General features: G+C 45.5%; 16 protein-coding genes. 10 read left to right on the top strand and 6 right to left on the bottom strand.

Features of this window, described 5'->3' with window-relative positions; genetic code table 11:
* Nucleotides 1-242 precede the first annotated feature (242 nt).
* Nucleotides 243-1,103 carry a hypothetical protein gene (locus tag P2H89_RS17935; RefSeq protein ID WP_275829343.1) on the bottom strand — a complete coding sequence of 287 codons (861 nt, stop codon included), beginning with the start codon at nucleotides 1,101-1,103 and terminating at the stop codon, nucleotides 243-245.
* 669 nt (nucleotides 1,104-1,772) lie between these two features.
* Here P2H89_RS17935 and P2H89_RS17930 point away from each other — a divergent pair.
* From P2H89_RS17930 to P2H89_RS17900, 7 genes are all read left to right on the top strand, one after another.
* Nucleotides 1,773-2,372: an RNA polymerase sigma-70 factor gene (locus P2H89_RS17930; protein WP_275829341.1), complete on the top strand. Its 600-nt coding sequence runs from the start codon at nucleotides 1,773-1,775 to the stop codon at nucleotides 2,370-2,372.
* A gap of 151 nt (nucleotides 2,373-2,523) precedes the next feature.
* Nucleotides 2,524-3,720: a FecR family protein gene (locus P2H89_RS17925; RefSeq protein WP_275829339.1), complete on the top strand. Its 1,197-nt coding sequence runs from the start codon at nucleotides 2,524-2,526 to the stop codon at nucleotides 3,718-3,720.
* Between the two features lie 266 nt (nucleotides 3,721-3,986).
* Nucleotides 3,987-7,235 carry a TonB-dependent receptor gene (locus P2H89_RS17920; protein WP_275829337.1) on the top strand — a complete coding sequence of 1,083 codons (3,249 nt, stop codon included), beginning with the start codon at nucleotides 3,987-3,989 and terminating at the stop codon, nucleotides 7,233-7,235.
* Nucleotides 7,236-7,261: 26 nt separating this feature from the next.
* Nucleotides 7,262-8,899: a RagB/SusD family nutrient uptake outer membrane protein gene (locus P2H89_RS17915; RefSeq protein ID WP_275829336.1), complete on the top strand. Its 1,638-nt coding sequence runs from the start codon at nucleotides 7,262-7,264 to the stop codon at nucleotides 8,897-8,899.
* Nucleotides 8,890-10,308 (top strand): aryl-sulfate sulfotransferase, encoded by a 1,419-nt coding sequence (locus P2H89_RS17910; RefSeq protein WP_275829334.1) that lies wholly within the window; start codon nucleotides 8,890-8,892, stop codon nucleotides 10,306-10,308. Before P2H89_RS17915 ends, P2H89_RS17910 begins: the two co-directional genes overlap by 10 nt.
* Nucleotides 10,309-10,322: 14 nt before the next feature.
* Nucleotides 10,323-11,324, top strand: a complete 1,002-nt coding sequence (locus P2H89_RS17905; protein WP_275829332.1) for a c-type cytochrome — start codon at nucleotides 10,323-10,325, stop codon at nucleotides 11,322-11,324.
* 203 nt (nucleotides 11,325-11,527) lie between these two features.
* The gene (locus P2H89_RS17900; RefSeq protein ID WP_275829330.1) at nucleotides 11,528-13,813 is read left to right on the top strand and encodes a hypothetical protein; all 2,286 of its coding nucleotides are present in this window, start codon (nucleotides 11,528-11,530) and stop codon (nucleotides 13,811-13,813) included.
* Here P2H89_RS17900 and P2H89_RS17895 read toward each other — a convergent pair.
* Together P2H89_RS17895 and P2H89_RS17890 are read right to left on the bottom strand one after the other, a co-directional pair.
* Nucleotides 13,752-14,246, bottom strand: a complete 495-nt coding sequence (locus tag P2H89_RS17895) for a nuclear transport factor 2 family protein (RefSeq protein WP_275829328.1) — start codon at nucleotides 14,244-14,246, stop codon at nucleotides 13,752-13,754. The two genes, P2H89_RS17900 and P2H89_RS17895, sit on opposite strands and share 62 nt — an antisense overlap.
* Nucleotides 14,247-14,297: 51 nt before the next feature.
* On the bottom strand, nucleotides 14,298-14,813 hold the full coding sequence (locus tag P2H89_RS17890; protein ID WP_275829326.1) for a hypothetical protein: 516 nt from the start codon (nucleotides 14,811-14,813) through the stop codon (nucleotides 14,298-14,300).
* A 751-nt stretch (nucleotides 14,814-15,564) separates the two neighbouring features.
* Between P2H89_RS17890 and P2H89_RS17885 the strand changes: the two genes are divergently transcribed.
* Genes P2H89_RS17885 through P2H89_RS17875 form a run of 3 tightly spaced genes read left to right on the top strand, consistent with a single transcriptional unit; the run spans nucleotide 15,565 to nucleotide 18,677 of the window.
* The gene (locus P2H89_RS17885; RefSeq protein ID WP_275829324.1) at nucleotides 15,565-16,851 is read left to right on the top strand and encodes a hypothetical protein; all 1,287 of its coding nucleotides are present in this window, start codon (nucleotides 15,565-15,567) and stop codon (nucleotides 16,849-16,851) included.
* A 5-nt stretch (nucleotides 16,852-16,856) separates the two neighbouring features.
* Nucleotides 16,857-17,990, top strand: coding sequence for a DUF262 domain-containing protein (locus tag P2H89_RS17880; protein WP_275829322.1), 1,134 nt, complete (start codon nucleotides 16,857-16,859; stop codon nucleotides 17,988-17,990).
* 3 nt (nucleotides 17,991-17,993) lie between these two features.
* Nucleotides 17,994-18,677 (top strand): MAE_28990/MAE_18760 family HEPN-like nuclease, encoded by a 684-nt coding sequence (locus tag P2H89_RS17875; protein ID WP_275829319.1) that lies wholly within the window; start codon nucleotides 17,994-17,996, stop codon nucleotides 18,675-18,677.
* Between the two features lie 570 nt (nucleotides 18,678-19,247).
* On the opposite strand, the gene P2H89_RS17870 is transcribed toward P2H89_RS17875, so the two are convergent.
* The 3 genes from P2H89_RS17870 to P2H89_RS17860 form a co-directional block, all read right to left on the bottom strand.
* Nucleotides 19,248-19,607 carry a hypothetical protein gene (locus tag P2H89_RS17870; RefSeq protein WP_275829317.1) on the bottom strand — a complete coding sequence of 120 codons (360 nt, stop codon included), beginning with the start codon at nucleotides 19,605-19,607 and terminating at the stop codon, nucleotides 19,248-19,250.
* Nucleotides 19,608-19,723: 116 nt separating this feature from the next.
* Nucleotides 19,724-20,665: a proline dehydrogenase family protein gene (locus tag P2H89_RS17865; protein WP_275829315.1), complete on the bottom strand. Its 942-nt coding sequence runs from the start codon at nucleotides 20,663-20,665 to the stop codon at nucleotides 19,724-19,726.
* A 77-nt stretch (nucleotides 20,666-20,742) separates the two neighbouring features.
* A complete protein-coding gene (locus P2H89_RS17860) occupies nucleotides 20,743-21,309 on the bottom strand; it encodes a Crp/Fnr family transcriptional regulator (RefSeq protein WP_275829313.1) in 567 nt (188 codons plus the stop codon).
* Nucleotides 21,310-21,450 lie beyond the last annotated feature (141 nt).

The following is a 21,450-nucleotide window of genomic DNA, read 5'->3' as shown; positions in this document are numbered from 1 at the left end:
ATACCTGTCATATCCGATCTATCCTATTTGAAAAACAACAAAACTGCTTCGGCGTACTAAGAGCGGGAGAACTATTTTTCTTAAAATACCCAATTACGTGCCTTACAGCTTCCCGGGAGGAAGCGATCAAGGCCAACCTAGCCATCCTTTTGGAGATACTAACATTTCCTTCGAATCTATCATACAACCATATTCCCGATACCGGGAATATGGTCAATGCAGTACCGGTGGCGTAAAACACCCTACCCCACCCCCAATATTTTCGCACTCCCCACATATGGCGCCTGACGCACATAGTCAGCCGATTCCATGATACCATAACAAATGCCTATTGAGAGTACAAGGCTAAAATCGATATCGGGTGGAAATACCTGCAGCGTTAACTCCTTATCAATAGCCGGAGCCCCCTTCACGATGGGGTACCAGTCTGACCGGAACACTTCAACAGGTATATTGTCATACGCCTTGTGCGAAGGCAGGTATTTGATCTTCTCAAAGAAACCGTCCTTGGCCACTGCGCCTGCTGTGATCCTATGTGATAGATCCTTCTTACCATCGGGATAAAGGTCAGGCACCACCCCCCAGGCAACGACCAGCTGGAACATCGCATAATTATCAGGTGTAAATAAATTGATGGCAGGCATCAGCGCCGGGATCTGCACCCTGGCCGATCCCGTCTCCCGGCTTATACTAAACTCGACCGGACTACGCACCACCGAATCGAATAACGCTTTCTTATTAAGCGGGAAACCTTTTATAACGATCGGATTGACCGACAGCTTCACCGTACGCTTGCCGAGGTTGCTTTCGGTATCGAGCACCTGCACCGCCTTCAGTGATGATGCCAACGGGCCCGAAATATTATAATCTGCCATCGGCAATTGCGCATGGATCACTTTGCGGATCCATTTGCCCGCGGTAGACCGGCCACTGAACTCCGCATTGTTGCGCCGAAGCATGTGTAATTGAGGATCGTTTTGGACCTTGTATTTGGAGGGGCCTCCTGGTTCACGCACTACAATGCCTTCCACTCCACGCATCTTATAATAAGAGAGCCCGCCCAGTTTGCCTTCCAAACCGTGGGGACCTTTCAGCTTTGCCATAAGAGAAAGTTTTAGGTTAAGTAATACCAATTCCTGAGAACTCCGGGAGTTGTCCGTATCTAAGTTATAGCATTTATTAATTATATACAAATAAAATAATATAATTAACCCAGAGATAAACCAGATCTAAAAGATGTGTCTTATATCTGAAATATCTCTGGTATATCTCTAGTATATCACTGCAACAAGTAAAGAATTACTGGCGCCTTACCCGGCCAGCACCCGGGAATAACCCCAAAATTGGTCGCTAAGGAAGCGGGAGCAAAACGTCCGATGGCAGGAAGGTCTATGGCTGCGAAATCCTTTTAATTAGCCCTAACCCCGCCAGTCATCAACAAGGTTGCAATCCAGAAGCTGGAGAACCAAATAGCGCAATCGGTTGCGCATTCCAGTACTACCACCTTCCGCAACGTAACTACGTGCTTTCATACAATACCCTTTTCCACAGGTTCAATGTGAACTTAGTCCCCAGACCCTCAATCGCCGACTGTATTCCAACTGTATAGCGCGGCAATTGACTCGGTCCACATCGCTCAACAACCTGCTAAATCAACCGGGATCGGCATGATATCAATCAATAGTCTCAGTGGACTGGAGAATCACCAGCGGCGCTACTCAGTTTGCCCGGTGTAGGACAATTACAAAAAAAAATTACCTTAGTGACAGATTATGATTGCCTGCCATTCTACTAACGACACAGAACTGTTTCGACGCATCAGCATTGGAGACGAGCTGGCGTTCAAGGAATATTTCCATCTCCACAAGGTCGAATTGTTTAAAGTCATCATCCGGCTCACCAAATCACAAGCCCTTACGGAAGAGATCATACAGGAAATCTTTATTGGCCTTTGGGTCAGCAGGCAGCATTTGAGTAAGGTAGAAGACCCGGCAGCCTACCTTTACCGCATCCTCCTGAATAAAACGGCCACCTATCTTAAGAAAGAAGTAAACCAGGAAAGGATCATCCGCGCCGCCAGCCTGCTTTACAAGCAACCAGGCAATAACAATACCGAACAGGCCATCGAGGCCAAAGAGTACTTACAATGGATTGAAAAAGCCCTCGACCAATTACCACCTCAACAAAGAATTGTTTACCAGTTGAGCCGGCAACAGGGCCTAACCAATGACGAAATTGCCGGACAATTGCATATCTCTCCCCATACCGTCAGAAGCCACCTGGCAAAAGCAATGGGATTTATCAGGACCTATTTAGGCGATATCGCCATGGTGCTCGCTTTGGTGGCAGAATTCATGCACCCTAAGCAGTAAGTTGCCTGCGTTTTTCTGCTGCTGAAATGAACTCCCTACCAACTGTCATCTTTTTTTTCATTTCCACTCATCAGTTTTCCTGTATCGCCACTCTATAGTATAGGGCACCGCCACTTTTGGCAGCCCTTCAGTTTCATTAAACCTAATAACTATGATTTCAACAGATAGGTTAAAGGATTTATTAAGGCTTTATGCCGATAATGCCGCGACCGACGAAGAGGTCCGGGAAATGCTTTCCCTTTTACGCCAGGATACCAATGACCAGGCGCTCGGATCCCTTATTGGAGCGTTAAGAGAAGAAACTAAAGACGATGCATTGACCACCCCCGTTGATTGGGAGGCCATGTGGACATCTATCCACCAGCCGGCCCTGCAAGCACCAACCCCTGTTAAAAAAATGTATTGGTGGCGTATGGCTGCAGCTGTCCTAATCACGCTTGGCATTGCTTCGTACCTGTGGGTTACTTATCGCACAGTACCTGGTTCAGCCATCGTACAGTCCGTTCCTGCCCAGGACACTCCCAAGGACATTCGCCCCGGCAGTGACAAAGCTGTTCTGATACTGGCCGATGGCTCGGAAATTACCCTCGACAGCACTACACAGGGCAGGCTGGCGACGCAAGGCAACGCCGATATCATAAAAGCAACCAACGGACAGCTGGTGTATAAGAGAACCGGCAGTGCAGATAATGAAGTTTTATACAATACCATGAAAACGCCTCGTGGCGGCCAATACAGCCTCGTGCTGCCAGATGGTAGTAAGGTGTGGCTGAATGCCATTTCCTCTATCCGTTACCCCACCTTTTTTAAAGGCGATGCAAGAAATGTGGAGATAACCGGCGAAGCCTATTTTGAAGTAGCGAAAGATCCCTTACATCCTTTTAAAGTGGCTGTTCATTCCGCTTCCGGTAAGGAGCGTATGCATGTAGAAGTACTCGGAACCCATTTTAACATCAATGCTTATAGTGATGAACCTGTAGCGAGCACTACCCTGCTGGAAGGCAGTGTGAAGCTAAGCGGGTTGGAAGGAAGCAGGGTCATTAAACCCGGCCAGCAGGCACAGGTAACTGATAGCGGAAAGCTTACCATGAACCAGACCGTCAACGTTGGCGAAGTAATGGCCTGGAAAGACGGCTATTTTGTTTTCCGCGATACAGAGCTGCAAACCATCATGCGCCAGATCATGCGCTGGTATGATGTGGAGGTGAAATACGAGGGGAATACAGCTGCCCGCTACTTTACTGCCGAGATCTCCAGAAATAAAACCTTATCCGGCGTGCTGAAAATATTAGAACTGAGCAATATTCATTTTAAGCTGGAAGGACGTGTATTAACCGTCATTTCCTGATCTCTGATACCACAAAAAATGTCACATGAGAAGAGTATAGCTATGATGGTTGCATAAGTACAAAAAAACCGCTCCGGGGTCGAGACCGGAGCGGCAATAAGTATGGGCCAGCCAATAAATACAATCTTGGAGAACTGCTTATTAATTAACCCAAACAAAACAAAGGTATGCATTTGAAGGCACTCTTTGTCCCGCCACAAACGGGATTTACCAAAACCTGCCTGCCGGCGAGGCAGGCGCTGTTGATTATGAAGTTGACCGCAATTATGCTTCTCACGATCTGCATGCAGGTAAGCGCCGGGGTCTATTCCCAGACGGTTACCATGTCGGGGAAAAACATCTCGCTGGAGAAGGTATTCAAGGAGATCAAAAAACAAACCGGCTATGATTTCTGGTATGAAGGGAAACTGATCCGGCAGGCTAAAAAAGTGGATATACAGGCCCTGAACAGTTCGCTGGAACAAGTGCTGCAGCTGTGCTTTAAAGATCAGCCTTTAACCTTTGCCATCATAGAGAAAACAGTGGTTGTAAAACCCAAACCTATTGACAACGTTGAGGTGAAGGATACGCCTATACCATTGCTTACTATAACCGGAACGGTGGCCGGAGAAACCGGCAAACCATTGGAAGGCGCTTCTGTATCCTTAAAAGGAACCGACAAAGGCACCGTTACCGATGCCAGGGGGAACTTCTCCCTGCAAATACCTGAAGGGGGCGGCATGCTGGTCATTTCTTTCGTCGGGTATCAAACCAGGGAAATTAAGGTTTCCAAATCGGAGACGCTGCAGATCAGCCTCAAGCTGGCGGACTCGAAGACGGAAGAAATTGTAGTAGTGGGATACGGTACGCAAAAGCGCAAAGAAGTATCCGGCGCGGTAGCTTCTGTAAAAGTGGCGGAATTAAGTGCCAATGCATCGAACAACCTGACGTCCGCGCTACAGGGTCGCGTACCGGGTGTATCCGTAGAATCGAATGGAGGTGCTCCGGGAGCGGGTTTGTCCATCACCATCCGGGGATCGGGCACTTTGGGTAACAATAACCCGCTGGTAGTCATTGATGGTATTCCTTTCGGAAGCCTGGATGGTCTCAACCCTTCCGACATCCAAAATATCGACATCCTGAAAGATGCCTCCGCTGCGAATATCTATGGTGCAAGGGCTGCAGGCGGCGTAATTATGGTGACCACCAAAACCGGCCGCAAAAACACTTCGCCCAAAATACAGTTCAATGCTGTGTACGGTCAAAACAGTATCCCCAAAAGGATCTCTGTCATGAACAGCGAGCAGATCGCTAAAATATTCAATGATAACGGCGGTGCCTACCCAACAGGCAATGGTGTCAATACCAACTGGCAGGAGGAGATCTTCCGTACTGCCCCCAACTTCAAGGCGAATATGGATCTCACGGGCGGGTCAGAGAATTTCCTCTACAGCCTGTCTGGCAGCTACCTGAAGCAAACAGGCGCTGTTATCCACTCCGATTTCTCCAGTGCCAACTTCAGGATAAAATCAGTGTATGAAAAAGGCCGGGTGAAAGTGGGTGAAACTTTTATCTATAATAAAACCGGTGGCCGTAACTATGCAGGCGGCAGCGCCGACCAGACGCATAGTACTATCATCACATCACTGGTGGCCTCTCCTACCGTACCGGTTTACGACCCCACCAATACCAATGGCGGATGGGGCATGCGGCCGGCTGCTTTGAAGAACCTTACCAACATTGTGGCTTTCCTCGATGCAACGCGCAACAATAGCAACAATGCCAGTATTATCGTAGATGCGTTTGCCGAGATCAGGTTGATCGATCAATTGAAATACCGGTTAAACGTTGGCTATTCCAATAACCGGGGCTATCAAAACAATTACCTGAACCCCTATTCCGATGGCAGTACCACCCTCAACAAACCACAAACAGGCAGGGGCTCTTCGCTTACCAATCAGTGGCTGGTAGAAAACATTCTTAGCTATGAGAAAACCCTCGGGGTTCACCATTTCTCGTTAATGGCGGGTTATGCGGCGCAAAGGGATAGTTCGGATGGTTTTGGTGTTTCCGCGTATTATCCGTCATTAGACCTGTACGGTATATCTGCAGCTACTTCCTGGGACAAGCCTTACGGTTCCACCAGCACCAGTACGAGAACTTCACAATTCGGAAGGATCACTTACGCCTACGATAGCCGGTATTCTTTGTACGCGTCACTGCGCCAGGATGCCTCCTCCATATTCGATCCTGCTTATAACAAAGGCACTTTCTATGGTGTATCAGCAGCTTGGGACGTGAGCAATGAAGAGTTCTTCAAACAATCTGCCCTCAGCAACGTCATCGACTTCCTCAAGATCCGCGGCGGTGTTGGTACACTCGGCAATGACCTCATTGACTTGTATACCACCCAGGCACTGTTGAGAACCAACCTCAACTTCCTCACGGATGGCGGTATGATCATCGGCAGTATTCCCAGCGGTGCACAATCACCCAAAAACCTTACCTGGGAAAAATCAAACACGGTTAATATCGGATTTGATGCCACCCTGTTGAGCAACCGACTGAACATCGTTTTTGACTGGTTCAAAAAGCAATCCGAGGGTGTTTTGCTTAGCGTGCCCATTCCTTTAAGTACGGGTATCAATGGCGCTCCCCCGGTCAATGCAGGTAATATCAACAACACCGGTATCGAGTTAAGCATCAACTACGGCGAAAAGAAAAAAGACTGGTCCTACAACATCGGCTGGAATATGTCGGCCATGAAAAACAAAATGGTGGCCGTAACCATTGGCAGCGGCAACCAGCAATTTGGCGACCTGCAACGGGGTATTGTAGATTATGCCCTCGGCAGCTTTTTCCTGATCAAAAACCTGGGCACGTTTAAAACACAACAGGAAGTAGATGCCTATACCGGCCACAGTGGTAACAAAATACAACCGAACGCAAAACCGGGTGATCTTAAGTTTGAAGATTATAACAAAGATGGCATCATCGACAACAACGATCAGCAATACGTAGGCTCTCCCATCCCCTCATTTGAAACAGGACTTAGCGCTAATGCCTCCTGGAAGAGCTTTGATATTAACCTGCTGCTGCAAGGCGTATTTGGCAATAAGATTTACAACGGACCGCGCTACTGGATGGAAAAAATGAATGAATACACCAACTTCTCCAGCGATGCCTTGAATGCGTGGTCACCCAGCAATAGCAGTTCTAATTTCCCCCGCTTCATTTTGGCTGATCCAAACCTGAATGCCAGGCAGAATAGCGACCGTTGGCTGGAAGAGGGTTCGTATGTCCGTTTGAAGCGTGTAGAACTGGGTTATACTTTATCACCCGCATTTACTAAAACCAAGTTGGGTATCGAGCGGGCAAGGTTTTATGCATCTGCAGAAAATTTGTTTACGATTACAAAATACAGTGGTTACAACCCTGACCTGGGCAATGGTGGCAATCCATTGAGCAGAGGTAATGACTGGGGCGGATTTCCCATTCAACGGGCTATTATGGCAGGTATCACTGTATCTTTTTAATGTTTAACAACTTTCAATCTTACACAATGACGAACAACATATTTAAGCTGACTTTTATAACCATTGCCGCTTCCGCGGTGATCATCGTGGGATGTAAAAAAAGCTTTCTGGAAACCAGCAACCCCAACCAGCTTACAGAAGATAAGTTTTGGAAAACGGAAGCTGATGTAAAGTCGGCGGTCGCTTCCGTATATAGTCCTATGCGGTTGCCGCTGAGCGGCTATTGGGGCGCCTTCAGGGGATACCAGGACATCAATGCCCTGGGCGACGATGTACTGACCATTCCCGGCGGAGAACCTTCTACCACCCAGGTTGCTTATTTTATCAATGACGCCAAAAACGGCGACATACAAGACATCTTCTCGAAATTGTACAGCGCTATTTACCGGGCCAACCTGGTTATTGAAAATGCCGGCAAGGCCAATTTAGATGCTACACTGACGAAAAGCTACCAGGCTGAGGCAAAGTTTCTGCGGGGCCTGAGCTATTTCCTGTTGGCCTCCAACTTTGGCGACGTGCCGCTGAAGACCACTGTAGCTCAGTCTTCGGAGGATGCTTTTATTCCTGCGTCGCCGATGGCCACTGTGTACCAGCAGGCCATCAAAGATTTTACCGAATCGGCGGGCGACCTGCCAGTGACAAGACCTGCAGGCGATAAAGGCAGGATCACGCAAGGCGCTGTTTATGCATTTCTCGGCAAAGCCTACTTGTACATTAAAGATTATGGCAAGGCAGAAAGCACATTGGCAAAGCTGCTTACGGCGCCTTACGATTACGACCTCGTCAGCAACTTTGAAGATAATTTTACCGACAAGAAGGAATTCAACAAAGAGTCGGTGCTGGAATGGGTGTATGGGCCTTATAATAGCCAGTATAGCCCCTGGAACGAAGAAAGCGGTGGCAATGCGATGTACAACTATCGCCCGCAGCTTACCGGTAGTCCGGCCAGCGGTGGTTGGTTCAAGTACATCCCTTCCCAGTTCCTGGTAAAGGAGTTCAAAAAAGAATTGAGACCCGGCGGCTCGGATACCAAATTTGATAAAAGAATGTATGCCACGCTCATGTGGAAGTATTCCGATTTCGGCGAAACCGATGCCACCTGGTATGATAACAAATCATTCGACGCGTTGTGGGCAGCTGCAGCCACCAGCATCGACCGGTTTGAACCGATCTATAAAAACTTCTCGGAAGGTAAATTCCTGAATAAGAAGTTCACCAGTGCCTGGCGCGATGCCAACGGGGGCGACAACTATTGGTCGGCCGTTCCTTCTACCGCCAATGTAGAGGTGATGCGTTTTGCCGAAGTGTTGCTGCTGCATGCCGAAGCGGCTTTACTGAACAACCATCCCGACATTGCCCTGCAGAGCATCAACAGGATCAGGCAAAGAGCGGGTTTAACCACGAAAGTAGCGGCAGATTTTCCGGCTGCTGCCGACCTGATGAATGAACTGAGGCACCAGAAATTGCTGGAGTTCTATTTTGAGCAGAACAGGTGGAACGATCTGAAAAGATGGTTCCCGGCTGCTGCTGACCTTAAGGCCTATATGGCTTCGCACCTTAAGCAGGGGGCCGACAAAGTAGAGAGCAAGCATTATATATTCCCGATACCCGCGGCAGAGTTGCAAACCAACAACAAGCTTACACAAAATCCGCTATGGAAGTAACGAAGCGCTGTTTTTTACAGATACTGCAAGCCCAGCTTGCAGTATCTTTTTTCCTGCTATTGTTGCCAGCCTGCAGGTCGGGCTGCGACGTAAAACTAATATCGGTAAAGGAGCCATCGTCAACGGGCAATGTACTGATGAAAAAGATACAGGTAGTGAGCCATGAAAAGGCTGATCTGCTGGTACGATATTGGGAAACCCGAAACAGCCAACAAGTTTTTGTTACACCGGTTTCGATTGCCAAAGAAGATCATTCTTTTTCCCTGCTATTTCTTAACCCCGCCAGCACGTATGCGTATGAAGTGGTAGCCCGGCACAAGGAATGTGAAAACACCGTAGTTGGTTCCGGAACATTTGACACAAAGGAAATACCGGCTGGTATGCAGGAAATGATCATGCCGGCAGAAATGCAGCCATCTTTGCCAGACAAATTTCAACACGGCTATGTGTTAACTGCCCGTCGTGATCCACCCGGGCAATTGTACCTGACGGATGCAAAAGGGAATTTAGCCTGGTACCATACCATTGGAGATGCCGGGTTTAAAGTGGCACATTATACGAACAACAACACCATTTTGGCTATCGTAGCCCCACTATCCTACCCTACCAGCTATGGTGATCAGATACTGGAAATATCGCTCGCGGGGGATACGGTTTTTCAATTAAAGAAGGGAGAAAAAGGACTCGACAAAACCATTCACCACGATGTTTTCTACAACGCCTCCCAGCAACTGGTGACCATAACGCTGGAGAAAAAGGTATATGATCTGCGTAGCGTGAGTGGCACCCTATCAGATACGGTAACCGGCGACGGTATACTGGTGCTCGATAAAAAGGGCAATAAAGTATGGAGCTGGTCGGTGTTTGATGTTGTGGACCCGTTGAGTGATCCGCATATTGTAAGGGACAAGGCCGACTGGCTGCATGCCAACAGTTTGAGTTTGGATACCGACGGGAACTATTTGCTATCATTCTATTTATCGGGCCAGATATGGAAAATTGATGCAAAGAATGGCAAGCTCATCTGGAAGATGGGCCGGGATGCCGACTTTACTTTTTCACCCGGCGGTCCATTTACCGAGTCGCATGCAGTACACCGCACTTCAAAGAATCAGTTGATGCTGTTTGAGAACGGCGTGGCCAAACGGCAATCGAGTGTATTGGTATATACATTGGATGAAGCTGACCGCAAAGCGCATGTTGACCTTTCACTTCCGTTGCCCATCAATCTTTACAGCGAAAGAATGGGGAGCGCCTATTTCGTGGGCGATTCCAGTATGCTGGTTTGCAGCTCGCAGGCCAACTCCGTTTCATTAGCAGGCAAAAACGGTGAAATACTATGGCGTATCAGAACCGGTTTTATTCCTTACCGGGCTGAGTTTATTGACAGCCTGCCTTTACAGCAATAAATAAAAATACTCGTATGAAATTAACCTATGCGATATTGGCTTGTTGTGTGCTGGTCGGTATTGGTATATACACCGTATCCTGCAACAACAACGAAATAGGAAAGATGGCAAAGGAGTCTGTACCTGCGCAGGTTACCAATTTGTTTTACCTCGACTCCACCAAAATCCCGGCCGGACAATACGGCGAGGCGGTCCGGTATGGCAGGGACTTAATGATGCGCACATCGTACCTGATAGGTCCCGATGGTGTGAACGGCCGTTATACCAACAACAAAATGAACTGTACCAATTGCCACCAGGATGGTGGTACCAAACCTTATTCTTTCAACCTGCAAACCAGTTTCAGGAGATACCCAGAATACCGGGCCAGGGAAGGAAGGGTATTGTCGCTGGCAGAGCGTGTCAACAATTGCATAATGCGACCGCACCTGGGCAAGCCATTACCGTTGGATGGTAAAGAAATGATCGCCTTTCTATCTTACCTCAAATGGATCAGCGACACCTCGCAGGTAGCCATGAATACGCCCGGTGTAAAAGGTCTGGAGATCACCTTCCCGGATACGGCAGCCAACTCTGTCACCGGTGGGCAACTATACATTTCGCATTGCGCCAGGTGTCATGGACAAAACGGAGAGGGAGTGATGCAGCCCGACAATGTTGCTTATGTGTACCCGCCTCTGTGGGGAGAGAAATCGTACCAGCCGGGCTCGAGCATGCACCGGGTGATCAAGATGGCGCAATGGTTGGTAGCGAATATGCCGCATGATTCGGCTACCTATCTTAAACCTCTACTCAGGGCTGACGAGGCGTTGGATATCGCCGCTTTTGTCAACAACGACGCTATCCATAATCGTTCGAAGGTGCAAGAGTTTCAGTATCCCAATCTCGAGGAAAAAGCGATCGATTACGACCGGGGGCCTTTTGCCGATACGTTCTCCATCTCTCAGCATAAGTATGGCCCTTTTCCTCCCATTATAAAGCATTGGAAGGCCAAGGGGAAAAAGCCGGCTTATTAGGTCCGGTTTATGCAAATGCGATCAAGTTCTTTAATCAACAGTCTACCCAACCTGGTTTCTGTTGACAAAAAATATCAGAGTTCATTTATCGAAGGCTTACACAATCTTTTCTCATAAGCGGCAATCAGTGTTACGCTACGAGGGGGCTTTCCAGCCCCTTCTTATTTTTGCACTCAGGCTGCCTTCTTAAAATCTTTTTGAGCATGACCCTAAAAAGCATTTCTAAAATAGCGATCCTGCTGTTGGCTTCCGTTTTTATCCTGCCGGATCTGTTTGGTCAATGGAATGTTCAGACCAATTATCTCAAGGTCCATATCGATCAGCGGGGCTATATCACCAGCATGAAAAACAGGACGGTAACTCCGAACCGGGAGTTTAGTCCGGCCGGGAAGCCATCGCCGTTGTTGTTGCTGTACGATGGGATTAATAAAAAATACTACCCTCCTGTAAAGGCAGTTTACCAAACCGCGCAGCAAAGGATCGTCCTCACTTATGCGAATGGGTCGGTGGCGCAGGTGCGGCTGGAGCCGCAGGATAAATACCTGAAGCTGACCTTGCAGTCGCTGACGAACCGAAAGAACATTGAAGGCATTCAATGGGGGCCGTACCATACCAACATCAATAACCTGCTGGGTGAGATCATTGGCGTGGCCCGGGATACCAGCGAGGCGGTCAACTATGCCATCGGTATGCTTGCCTTAAACGACAATACCCTAGGCGGGTTGTCCACGACGGTAGGCGACGCTGCGCCCTTTCAGTATATCATTCATACCCCAGATACCAAACGCTTCCCCTTACCTGATTCCTTGCACGAAGGGCAGGTATTTAGCTTGGGCGGTAATGGTATCAGCGATGTAGCGTTCTATGCGCATAAGGAGCCCTGGTACCGCATACTGTATGGCAATGCCGCACAGGTAGACCCTAAAGGTCAAATTTCGGTGGCGTATCACTCACGGGACCGGTCGCGCAAGAGAGATATCCTGTTTTCACTGATCCCGCATATGGCGGCCAACGTTCCCAACCATATCGAGGTACAGCCTCTGCCGGGTGTAGATTATATAGGTTCATCCATAGCGTTGTGGGGCAGTCCGGATAGTACGGCACTGATGGATGTGGTGCAGCGCATCGTGTTGAATGAAAAACTCCCCTACCCTACGGTGAATGGAAAATGGGTGAAGGCCCCTGCCGCTTATGTGCCGGACCTGTTGACGAGCGGCAAACGCTACGATAGCACTATCGCCTACACGAAGCGATTAGGGTTTAAAGCGATCAGTTTATATGACCAGGACTTTCTGAGACCCGATCGTGGCAACGGGGGATATATTGACGGACGCAACTTCGAAAAACAGCCTATTAAGATGACAGCGGGCAATTTGTCGCACAAAGCATTTGCGGCGTTGGCATCGCGGGAAGGCATCATCATTGGGCGTACGCCGATTACCAATTCGCTGGCGCCCGGTACGATGGATGCGAGTCCGGTACCCAGCGACAGCCTTTGTTATCAGCAAAAGCGCTTGCTGGCCCGGCCTATCAGCGCTACCGATACCATCATTGTGGTGAATGATCCCAAACACCTGGAAGAGATAGCTAGTTGGGAGGGGCATTGCGCCGAGCTGAATATGATCAGGATCGGCAAGGAACTGATCCATTACTTAGGGGTATCTGACAAGGCCCCTTATCGATTACTGAATGTAAAGCGTGGTTATTGGAAAACAACCCCAGCCACACACCAATCGGGCGATACGGTCTATAAGCTTCAGGTGACAATCAATTACGGGTACGAGGGGTTGATCCCCAATATGCAGTTGCAGGATGAAATTGCCAAACACTATGCGGATGTTTGCGCGATCAACGGACTGGCCTATTTTGATTTCGACGGACAGGAATTCCTGTTCAACAGCGGACATGGTTATTATTCCACTAAGCGGTTCTTTAGAAAAATGTTTGAGAGCGCCGCAGCTGCTGGCGTTCCCTATATCCGTTTTACGGGGGCTACTTTGTCGGAGGGCTCCTGGCATTATCAGAGTATCTGGAATGTAGGTGGGGGGAAGAATTTGTATGACGTTGACACGCGGGAATGGGGAAGCACTATGAGCCAGGGCAAAGACCTGCGCGATGTAACCTATGCTAATTTCTTCCCGATCGGTATGGGCGGCAATTTCCCGATCAAAGCCAACTCTACGGTGGAGCAATATGAACATATACAAGCCATTTCAGTAGGCTTCGGTACCACGTACAGTTTGACGATAAACCAGCAGGATGTTGAAAGCTGTCCGCAAAAAGAAGCCATTTTCCATACCATCAGGACCTGGGAAAATGCCAGGGCAGCCAATGCCTTCCCGCGCTGGGTGAAGGCCATATTGCGAGATGCAACGAAGTCGTTTCGTTTGGTGCAACTGAATGCTGATAATTGGGATTTGTATGAGGTTACGAGCAATGGGGTTGGTCGAGTGTTGGTGGCAGCTTTAACGAGGCAGCGGGGGTATTAGGGGGTATTTTAAATATCCAATATAGCCTGCAGGTTAGAGTCGATTGGTGCTGAAGTAGCTGATGTTTAACTTTCCAATAGCCATCCAGTTTTACCAATCCTATGGTAATCCTGTTCCTCATGCTTCTCAGTACACGATCATCAATGCCAATTGCCTGAAATTGGATGATGGCGCAAGCAAATCCAATGGATTCACCTTCCTGAATGTCTATCATTTCAAACATGACCTTAACCCGCTCTTCGTTTAGTGATGTAAGCCAGTCAGTAATAACAGCAGCCCATTCGGTTAGTCCAACGGAGACGCCTTTACCCCACATATCAAAGGTGACAACATTTTCGTCATATAAGCCAATCATGCCGGGGATATCTTTCTCAAATGCAGCCGTCTGGTAGTATGGAAAGAAGTCTGCTATATATTGAATTCCGTTTTGCATAATAAGAATTTAAAGCGTTGCTTTGTTGAATGGCAAGTGGCATGGGCACTTTCAAACAGCCCTCAAGGGGTTTATCTGGATTAAAACAAAGAGCATTTTCTCCAGCTGCGTTTTACGTGTTTCCTGATAGGATGCCGGATATAGTGATAGCAGTTCGGGCAGAAGCTCTCTCCTGATCGCTGTTTTGGCAGTTTCTCTGAAATCAACGCCAATACTACCTTCCAGGTAAAGCTGGCCGAATGCTATCGCCACAATAGCGGCGTCGATACCAGTCATATAGCGGCTTGCCATACTGTCGTGGGAAAGGTACGGGCCGAGTTTCTCAATATCCGTTTCCGCTATGTTAAAAGAGGGATAACCCCAATAGTCAATTTGTTCCGCTAAATAGCGATGGGGATTTTCCTGCAGGTTATTTTTTCGCCATTGAGCAAACCCTGCATAGCAGTCTGCACCATCATCATTACCAAATGGCCCGGTCTCTTCAATGGGACTGAAAAAGAATTCTTCGTCCATTAACCGCTTTGCGTTGGGGTGGGCCTTCTCAAAATCCGGGCTATATTCTGACATATGTTGGTGAAGTTATCGGAAACAACACAATTGTTTGCACAAAAAAAGGAGGCCATCTTGCGAAGACTTATTCATACGGTTTGTGGAGATGGTCAACGTTCCATAAGCCCCTTTCTCATTTTAATGATTTCCAAGTAGCATAATTAAACAAATTAAATACCTCTAACCTACAAAGGATTATTGTCGAAGCGTATCGCTAGGGAAACAGACCACCATTTATCTTGAGTAATCTTTCTGGCTACGATGACTTGCAACGGTAGCCATTCTACATGAATAATATTTATGAATTTCACAATACCACTAGTAACAAACTAGGTGCTTTATCAATATAAACAATGCGATATGTCTACATATACCCTCAAGGTAGCCTCCGTTTTCTAGGGTCGTCCTAAAGGCATTGACCTAATTCTGCGTTTTTCCACAAAATCTTACATTAATCCCTTTTAGAAACCTAGATGATAGTAAAAAAAGTTGGAGTTATCATTTTATCGACCGAATTTTAATCACCGATTATGGTTGGAAATGATATTATTTCAATTTCATAGAAAGAAAAGCCATCATTTAGAGTATAACAGGTATAGGTTAGTGTTCTGTGTTTACTTACTCCACCAGGTAAAAACTAGCACAATATCTGGATATCTACTATTAAGACAGCACATACCCCGTTTAGTCGTCTCCATGGCTGTCGCAGTTAATAATGACCGCGCCGAAGATTATCTAAGATTACCTATATTTGGTCGAAACTTACCGTTTGATCGAAAGATTAATTATTACAAATCCTAAAAGGGCTTTAAAGGAAAAGGGTGTGGCCACTTGGTTTCCATACTACGCCGGATTTTCAACCAATTTCGTTTCTAGTATCATCAATTCAGCAGGGCTTCCGAGTAATAGTACTATCGGCGATCCGTGGAATGGAAGCGGCACGACCACTAGTACTGCGGCTAGGTTAGGCAATCATAGCTGGGGTGGAGATTTAAATCCCGTAATGGTAATTGCCGCGAAAGCCGGATTATTTAACAAATCGGATCTGTCATGTATCGAGCCCTTAACGGCTGATATCGTTTCTAATGCCCTAATGCAGAAGAATGTGTTAAATCATGACGACGGTATTCGAAATTGGTTTAAGGGAACGGGAGCACATGCTTTGCGGAAATTAGAGCGATCAATTTACAAGATATTAGTCGAGCCAAATCAATCATCGTTTCTATCCAACGAACAGATTGAATCCCTATCCAGTATTGCTGCTTTTTTCTATGTTGGCCTTTTTAGGACGATAAAAAGATTTGTTCTGCCTTTTACAGCTTCTAATCCAACTTGGATAAAGATTGCTAAATCAACTGAAGAACACATTAATCTTTCACATTCAAAAGTCTATCAACATTTTGAAGAAGAGGTAAGTTTAATGATAGAGGCACTGAAGGAAGATAACAGCCCGCATATCAATATTGGAAACTCTGAACTTAGGATCAGATCATCATGTGAGATGCATACGGCTGAAGAATCCAGTGATCTCATACTTAGTTCTCCACCATACTGCACAAGAATCGACTATGCTGTTGCAACCCTGCCGGAGTTGGCTATCATTGGATTCCGAATCGCAGACTTCAATTTGTTGAGAAAAAAGCTAATTGGAAGTTCTACCGTTCCAAAACATGCTCTTGAACATAACCCCAATTGGGGTGAAACTTGCAATGAATTTCTCCGCGCATTATATCAACACCCATCAAAGGCGAGCAAAACATATTATTACAAAAGTCATCTCCAATATTTCCACTCTATTTTTTTATCTCTAGAAAAGATAGAACGCGCATTAAAACCAGCCGGGGCGTGTGTATTGGTAGTACAGGATTCATATTACAAAGACATTCACAATGACTTGACTTCCATTACAGTAGAAATGGCTTCACACCATGGTCTCCGGTTAAAAAGAAGGGACGATTTTGTTTCAGAGAAAAATATGGCAAAGGTTCATCCTGAAATCAGAAAGTATAGGAACGATCCGATTGCTACTGAAAGCGTTTTATGTTTTACTAAATAAGTTTTATGCCAGAACAAAATTCTGTTATTGAATTAATCAATGCAATAGAAAGTAAACTTGAAAAAGTACATACGCAGAGTCTCGATTTGTCGTTCAATGAAATTCTCGACATGAAAAAAGAGGGCGAACTGAGAATAGATCCTGAATTCCAACGGGTGTTTCGATGGAGCGAAGGTGCTAGATCGCGCTTTATTGAATCTCTACTACTAGAAATGCCTGTGCCCCCGATTTATGTCATAGAGGAGGAAGATGGGAAATATCTCCTAATTGATGGATTGCAGCGGATTTCATCCTATTTGCATTTGAGAGGAGAACTAGTGGCAACTCACCTAGACCCTGCAGTTAACCAGGGAGATAAGCTTAGGTTAACTGATTGCGACATTGTTACTGAATTGAATGGCAAAACTTTTGAAGAATTAGGCTCAGCTCTTCAAATTCGGTTAAAAAGGGCGTTCGTCCGAGTGGAAGTAGTGAGAAAAGGAAGCGATCCTCGATTCAAATACCATATGTTCAAACGGTTAAATACCGGCGGGCAACTTCTTAGTGAACAGCAAATTAGAAATTGCACTATTCGATTACTTAATGTAAGATTCAATGAGTTTATTATTGATTTAAGTAAACGTGAAAACTTCAAAACTTGTATTCAGAATTTAACTAGCGAACAATTTTTGGATGCATACGACCAAGAACTGGTACTTAGATATTTCGCCCTAAAAAATTATAGAGACAACTTCAAGCATGATCTTGCGGATTTTTTAACCGATTACATGGAAGGAGTATCAGACCCTGACATTAGTTTACCTTTCGATTACGAAAAAGAGGAAGAAAACTTCGAAACGACTTTTGCGATACTCGCTAACTCCATGGGTGAACTTGCATTCGGCTATGCAAATAAGAAAAAGAAAATCGTCCGAGGGTTTGGCATTTACCAATTTGAGGCTTTCGCCATAGGATTACAGGCCTCGATTGCCCAGTGGAACTCAAATGATGAGGCTTCAATGCAACGGTTAAAAGAGCTAATCACTGAGATCAAAACTAATGACACATTTATTGGATTAGTAACTGGAGGCGGAAAAAATTCCAGCGGTCAACTCAGGGAGAGAATTCAGTTTGTTGAACGAATGTTGGTAAATGGTTAAAATATGGATATACCGGCACTTTGGGCAGAAATGGAAGCAGAATATAGTTGGCGGATTGATGAAATTCGTTTTTTTCATAACCAAATTCAGAAATTAACTAATACGCAGGAGCGTGATCAATACCGCCGGGCATTAGTTTTATTACTATATGCCCACTACGAAGGTTTTTGCAAATTTGCATTTACCTTTTATGTGAATGCTATCAACAAAGAAAATATCCTGTGCAAGGAAGCTAATTATGCAATCGCCGCAGCTTCGCTTGAGGACCTTTTTGGAGCACTTAGACATCCCGAGAAAAAATGTCCTGAATTCAAGAATCAATTGCCAGACGACATTAAGTTGCATATTTTTTCTCGTAACCGTGAGTTTGTGGAGCGATCCAAAGAGTTTGAAAACCGTCCTGTTTCTATCCCGGATCAAGTGGTAGACATGGAATCGAATTTAAAACCGGTGGTTCTTAGAAAAAATCTGTTCAAACTTGGATTTCCTCACGATGGCCTTCAGCATATTGAATCCGACATAAGCCAACTCCTAGCAAACCGAAACAGTATAGCACATGGAACATCACGACATGCAATTAGCCTTAAATTATACCAAGATCTACAGAAGGCTGCATGGAATGTTATGGCGACAGTTAAGTCCTACGTTATGCAAGCTTTACAAAACCGCGAATTCTTAAGAACATAATTACCCTTTCATAATCCGATAAATTGTCGAATTGCAGAACTTTGACAATTTTATAGCAATAGTATTTGTGCTGATGACCTGAAAATGTAGTGGGTATCGTTTGCTTGACTGTACTTGTAGATGTACTTCAGAACCTTTTGATCTTAATGCAGCCTATTTTCAGGCAAACTTCTCCGCAAGCACTAACTCAAAAAAAACGAACGAAAAGCTCGGTCAAGTGGAGTCGAGGGGACTCGAACCCCTGTCCAAATATCCTCCGAAAGCTTTCTACATGTTTATTTGATTATTACTTGTATGGAACAGGCAGTAAATCAACTAACCAACCTGCATCTTAGCTGACGGGTTTTAACCTATCGGCATAGCCTACGGCTTCAGCAATCTGTGTTTGTTTTGAGTTGGCGTTGGGGCTTGGTGACAGATCAACCAGTTAATCGGTCCAAATGACTATCTAATCGCCAATTAGATAGTCATGGCATACTGAGCTATGATTTAGTGGGCGAAGTATTGTACTCTACATATTTTTTCTAACATCAAAGTAGCCTGAAAATTATTCTAACTAACGGTCCGGTCTTATCTGGACAAAAAATTCCCCGGAAGACGCAAGCCTTCTTCACTCGACACGACTTTGAGCATCACCTTTTGAAGCCCCTTGGGAATCAGGTCGATTTCTGTCTGCGTAAGCGGCTGAAGCAGCTCAATGAATTCATCCTCGTCATCATAGTAACCGAACTGCAATACCCATCTGTTATCCGGTAGTAACCGGACCGCCATTTCCTTGTCCTCTTCATAAAGATGCACCTTTATTACTGCCCACTGATCGTCGTCCTCATCTTCAAAGTAAACATCGACGGTATCTTTGCTAAGTACTTCAGTTACAATCTTCTCCACCAGGGAGCCAGGATGATTTTTTATCAGTTCTTCGTATGTCATGTTGTTTGCCAAAGTTGCTACAAAGATAATGAGTGCCAGTCTTCATTTGCAAAAGAAGCGCTACAAACTTTCCTGGATTGCCACCATTACCTTTCACGGCAAAGGTTGTACCTGGCTTACTCAACTATATCTATCAGGGCCTGAAACAGGTTTAAAGGATATTCTGCTATTCGATTGCACAGGTATAAATACCATTCTTTACCATATACTAAATATAGTTTTGCAGAATAGCCTTCTTCTTTCAGCTGTAATAATTGATCGTATTGTATTCCATACAGGCTTTCGAATTCATACACATCGGACTTGGTTTTATATTGCTGAATTAGCGCCTTCGCCTCATGTTGAATCCTCTTGTCATGTGTTGCAATAGAACACAAATGGTTTTCCGACAACAATTTGTCAACATAACCCAAATACACGTGGTCTAATTCTTCCCCCCTCGGCAATGAGAGCCCTGTTGGAGTTTCAAAAGCTCCCTTTACAATCCTGATCCTACCTTTGTTTTTAATTACCTCCTTGAAATCGTCCTGGGTCCTGTGTAAATAAGCCTGCAACGTAATGGCAACATTTGGATGAACTTTGACAATTTCATTATAAACATGTAGTACGGCATCAGTTCTTCCCGCATCTTCAGCACTAATTATAACTTCTATATTTCCTTTTGCAGCTTCCTGACAAATTAAATTCAAATTATGGCGACATAGATCAGTAGAAACCGTTAGCCCTATATGGGATAAGTCAAGTGATATGGTTGAATAAAGTTTTTGCTGCTTAATCTCCTGGCATATTTTAATGAATTCGTCTCTGGCTGCGTTTGCTTCTATCTCCGTTCTTGTGCTTTCACCCATAAATTCAATAGAGCACTTAAACCCCTTTTCATTTTGAAGCTTTACTTTGCCTATCGTTTCTTCCAATGTCTCTCCGCCAATGTACCTGTCAGCCGCTTTTTTTAGCACATGAAACAGCTTTGGATTGGACAAAATATATGCCTTAGCCTCTTCATTTAATGCAGCTTTTCGCAAAGCCATAGCGCCCAGGTTTAGTAACTCATTTTCCATACATTTCAATTAGGTGATTGTGTGAGATATTGTTTGACGAAAGTATAGCCAAACAAAAAACGGTGAATTGACCTATGTTAAGGAATTATGGCTTTCCTGATCCTGCTTAAGCTTTCAGCGCGAATCCCTAAATAACTGGCTATTTTATTACCCGGAATATGCTTTACTATATTCGCATCTTTTTCCAGTAACGCTTTGTAGCGTTCTTCGGCTGATAAAATTAAAAAGTCCTTTTCACGTTTTGCCCTTGACAGAAATAACTGTTGGGCAATATGCAGACTTAAGTGACTCGAAAGCAATGAAGCCTGATTTGCCTGCAATAAGCTTTCTTTTTGAATGATACTGACGCTGCAGGTAGTAAGTGTTGTAACCTGAACATCTGATGGTTGTTGAAGCAGGAAAGAAGTATAAGCGCAAAAGAACGCACCAGGAAAAACAAATTCAAGTATCCTTTCTTCTTCGCCCTTCACAATACTGATTTGAACTATTCCTTCGGTTAAAAGAAAGATCTTATTCTCTATCGCACCATATTTTGTTAGCGCAGTATTCGCCGTAACACTTCTATGAGATACTTCAAAGGGCAGGGAAAAATCTAGGTCTTTGTAAGCGGGTAAATGCTGTTTAATAATGGTCTCGATTGTCATTATGGAGATTCTACTGGTATTTAGGCTAATAAGGCAGTAATAAAGTTAGCCGTTTTTAATCAGTAAGATCTGACCATCCGGTAGAGATGAAAAAACGAAAAAGCCCTCCCGGTAAATCGGGAAGGCTCTATGGGAATATTG

It is taken from the genome of Paraflavitalea sp. CAU 1676 (assembly GCF_029223285.1).
Lineage (GTDB): Bacteria > Bacteroidota > Bacteroidia > Chitinophagales > Chitinophagaceae > Paraflavitalea.
The sequence above is the reverse complement of the archived record's forward strand: the minus strand, read 5'-3'. Positions and strand labels throughout refer to the sequence as shown.

Bases quoted from the DNA above. Each gene is read 5' to 3' on its own strand.
- P2H89_RS17935 (WP_275829343.1), bottom strand. From the start codon at position 1,103: ATGGCAAAGCTGAAAGGTCCCCACGGTTTGGAAGGCAAACTGGGCGGG.
- P2H89_RS17930 (WP_275829341.1), top strand. From the start codon at position 1,773: ATGATTGCCTGCCATTCTACTAACGACACAGAACTGTTTCGACGCATC.
- P2H89_RS17925 (WP_275829339.1), top strand. From the start codon at position 2,524: ATGATTTCAACAGATAGGTTAAAGGATTTATTAAGGCTTTATGCCGAT.
- P2H89_RS17920 (WP_275829337.1), top strand. From the start codon at position 3,987: ATGCTTCTCACGATCTGCATGCAGGTAAGCGCCGGGGTCTATTCCCAG.
- P2H89_RS17915 (WP_275829336.1), top strand. From the start codon at position 7,262: ATGACGAACAACATATTTAAGCTGACTTTTATAACCATTGCCGCTTCC.
- P2H89_RS17910 (WP_275829334.1), top strand. From the start codon at position 8,890: ATGGAAGTAACGAAGCGCTGTTTTTTACAGATACTGCAAGCCCAGCTT.
- P2H89_RS17905 (WP_275829332.1), top strand. From the start codon at position 10,323: ATGAAATTAACCTATGCGATATTGGCTTGTTGTGTGCTGGTCGGTATT.
- P2H89_RS17900 (WP_275829330.1), top strand. From the start codon at position 11,528: ATGACCCTAAAAAGCATTTCTAAAATAGCGATCCTGCTGTTGGCTTCC.
- P2H89_RS17895 (WP_275829328.1), bottom strand. From the start codon at position 14,246: ATGCAAAACGGAATTCAATATATAGCAGACTTCTTTCCATACTACCAG.
- P2H89_RS17890 (WP_275829326.1), bottom strand. From the start codon at position 14,813: ATGTCAGAATATAGCCCGGATTTTGAGAAGGCCCACCCCAACGCAAAG.
- P2H89_RS17880 (WP_275829322.1), top strand. From the start codon at position 16,857: ATGCCAGAACAAAATTCTGTTATTGAATTAATCAATGCAATAGAAAGT.
- P2H89_RS17875 (WP_275829319.1), top strand. From the start codon at position 17,994: ATGGATATACCGGCACTTTGGGCAGAAATGGAAGCAGAATATAGTTGG.
- P2H89_RS17870 (WP_275829317.1), bottom strand. From the start codon at position 19,607: ATGACATACGAAGAACTGATAAAAAATCATCCTGGCTCCCTGGTGGAG.
- P2H89_RS17865 (WP_275829315.1), bottom strand. From the start codon at position 20,665: ATGGAAAATGAGTTACTAAACCTGGGCGCTATGGCTTTGCGAAAAGCT.
- P2H89_RS17860 (WP_275829313.1), bottom strand. From the start codon at position 21,309: ATGACAATCGAGACCATTATTAAACAGCATTTACCCGCTTACAAAGAC.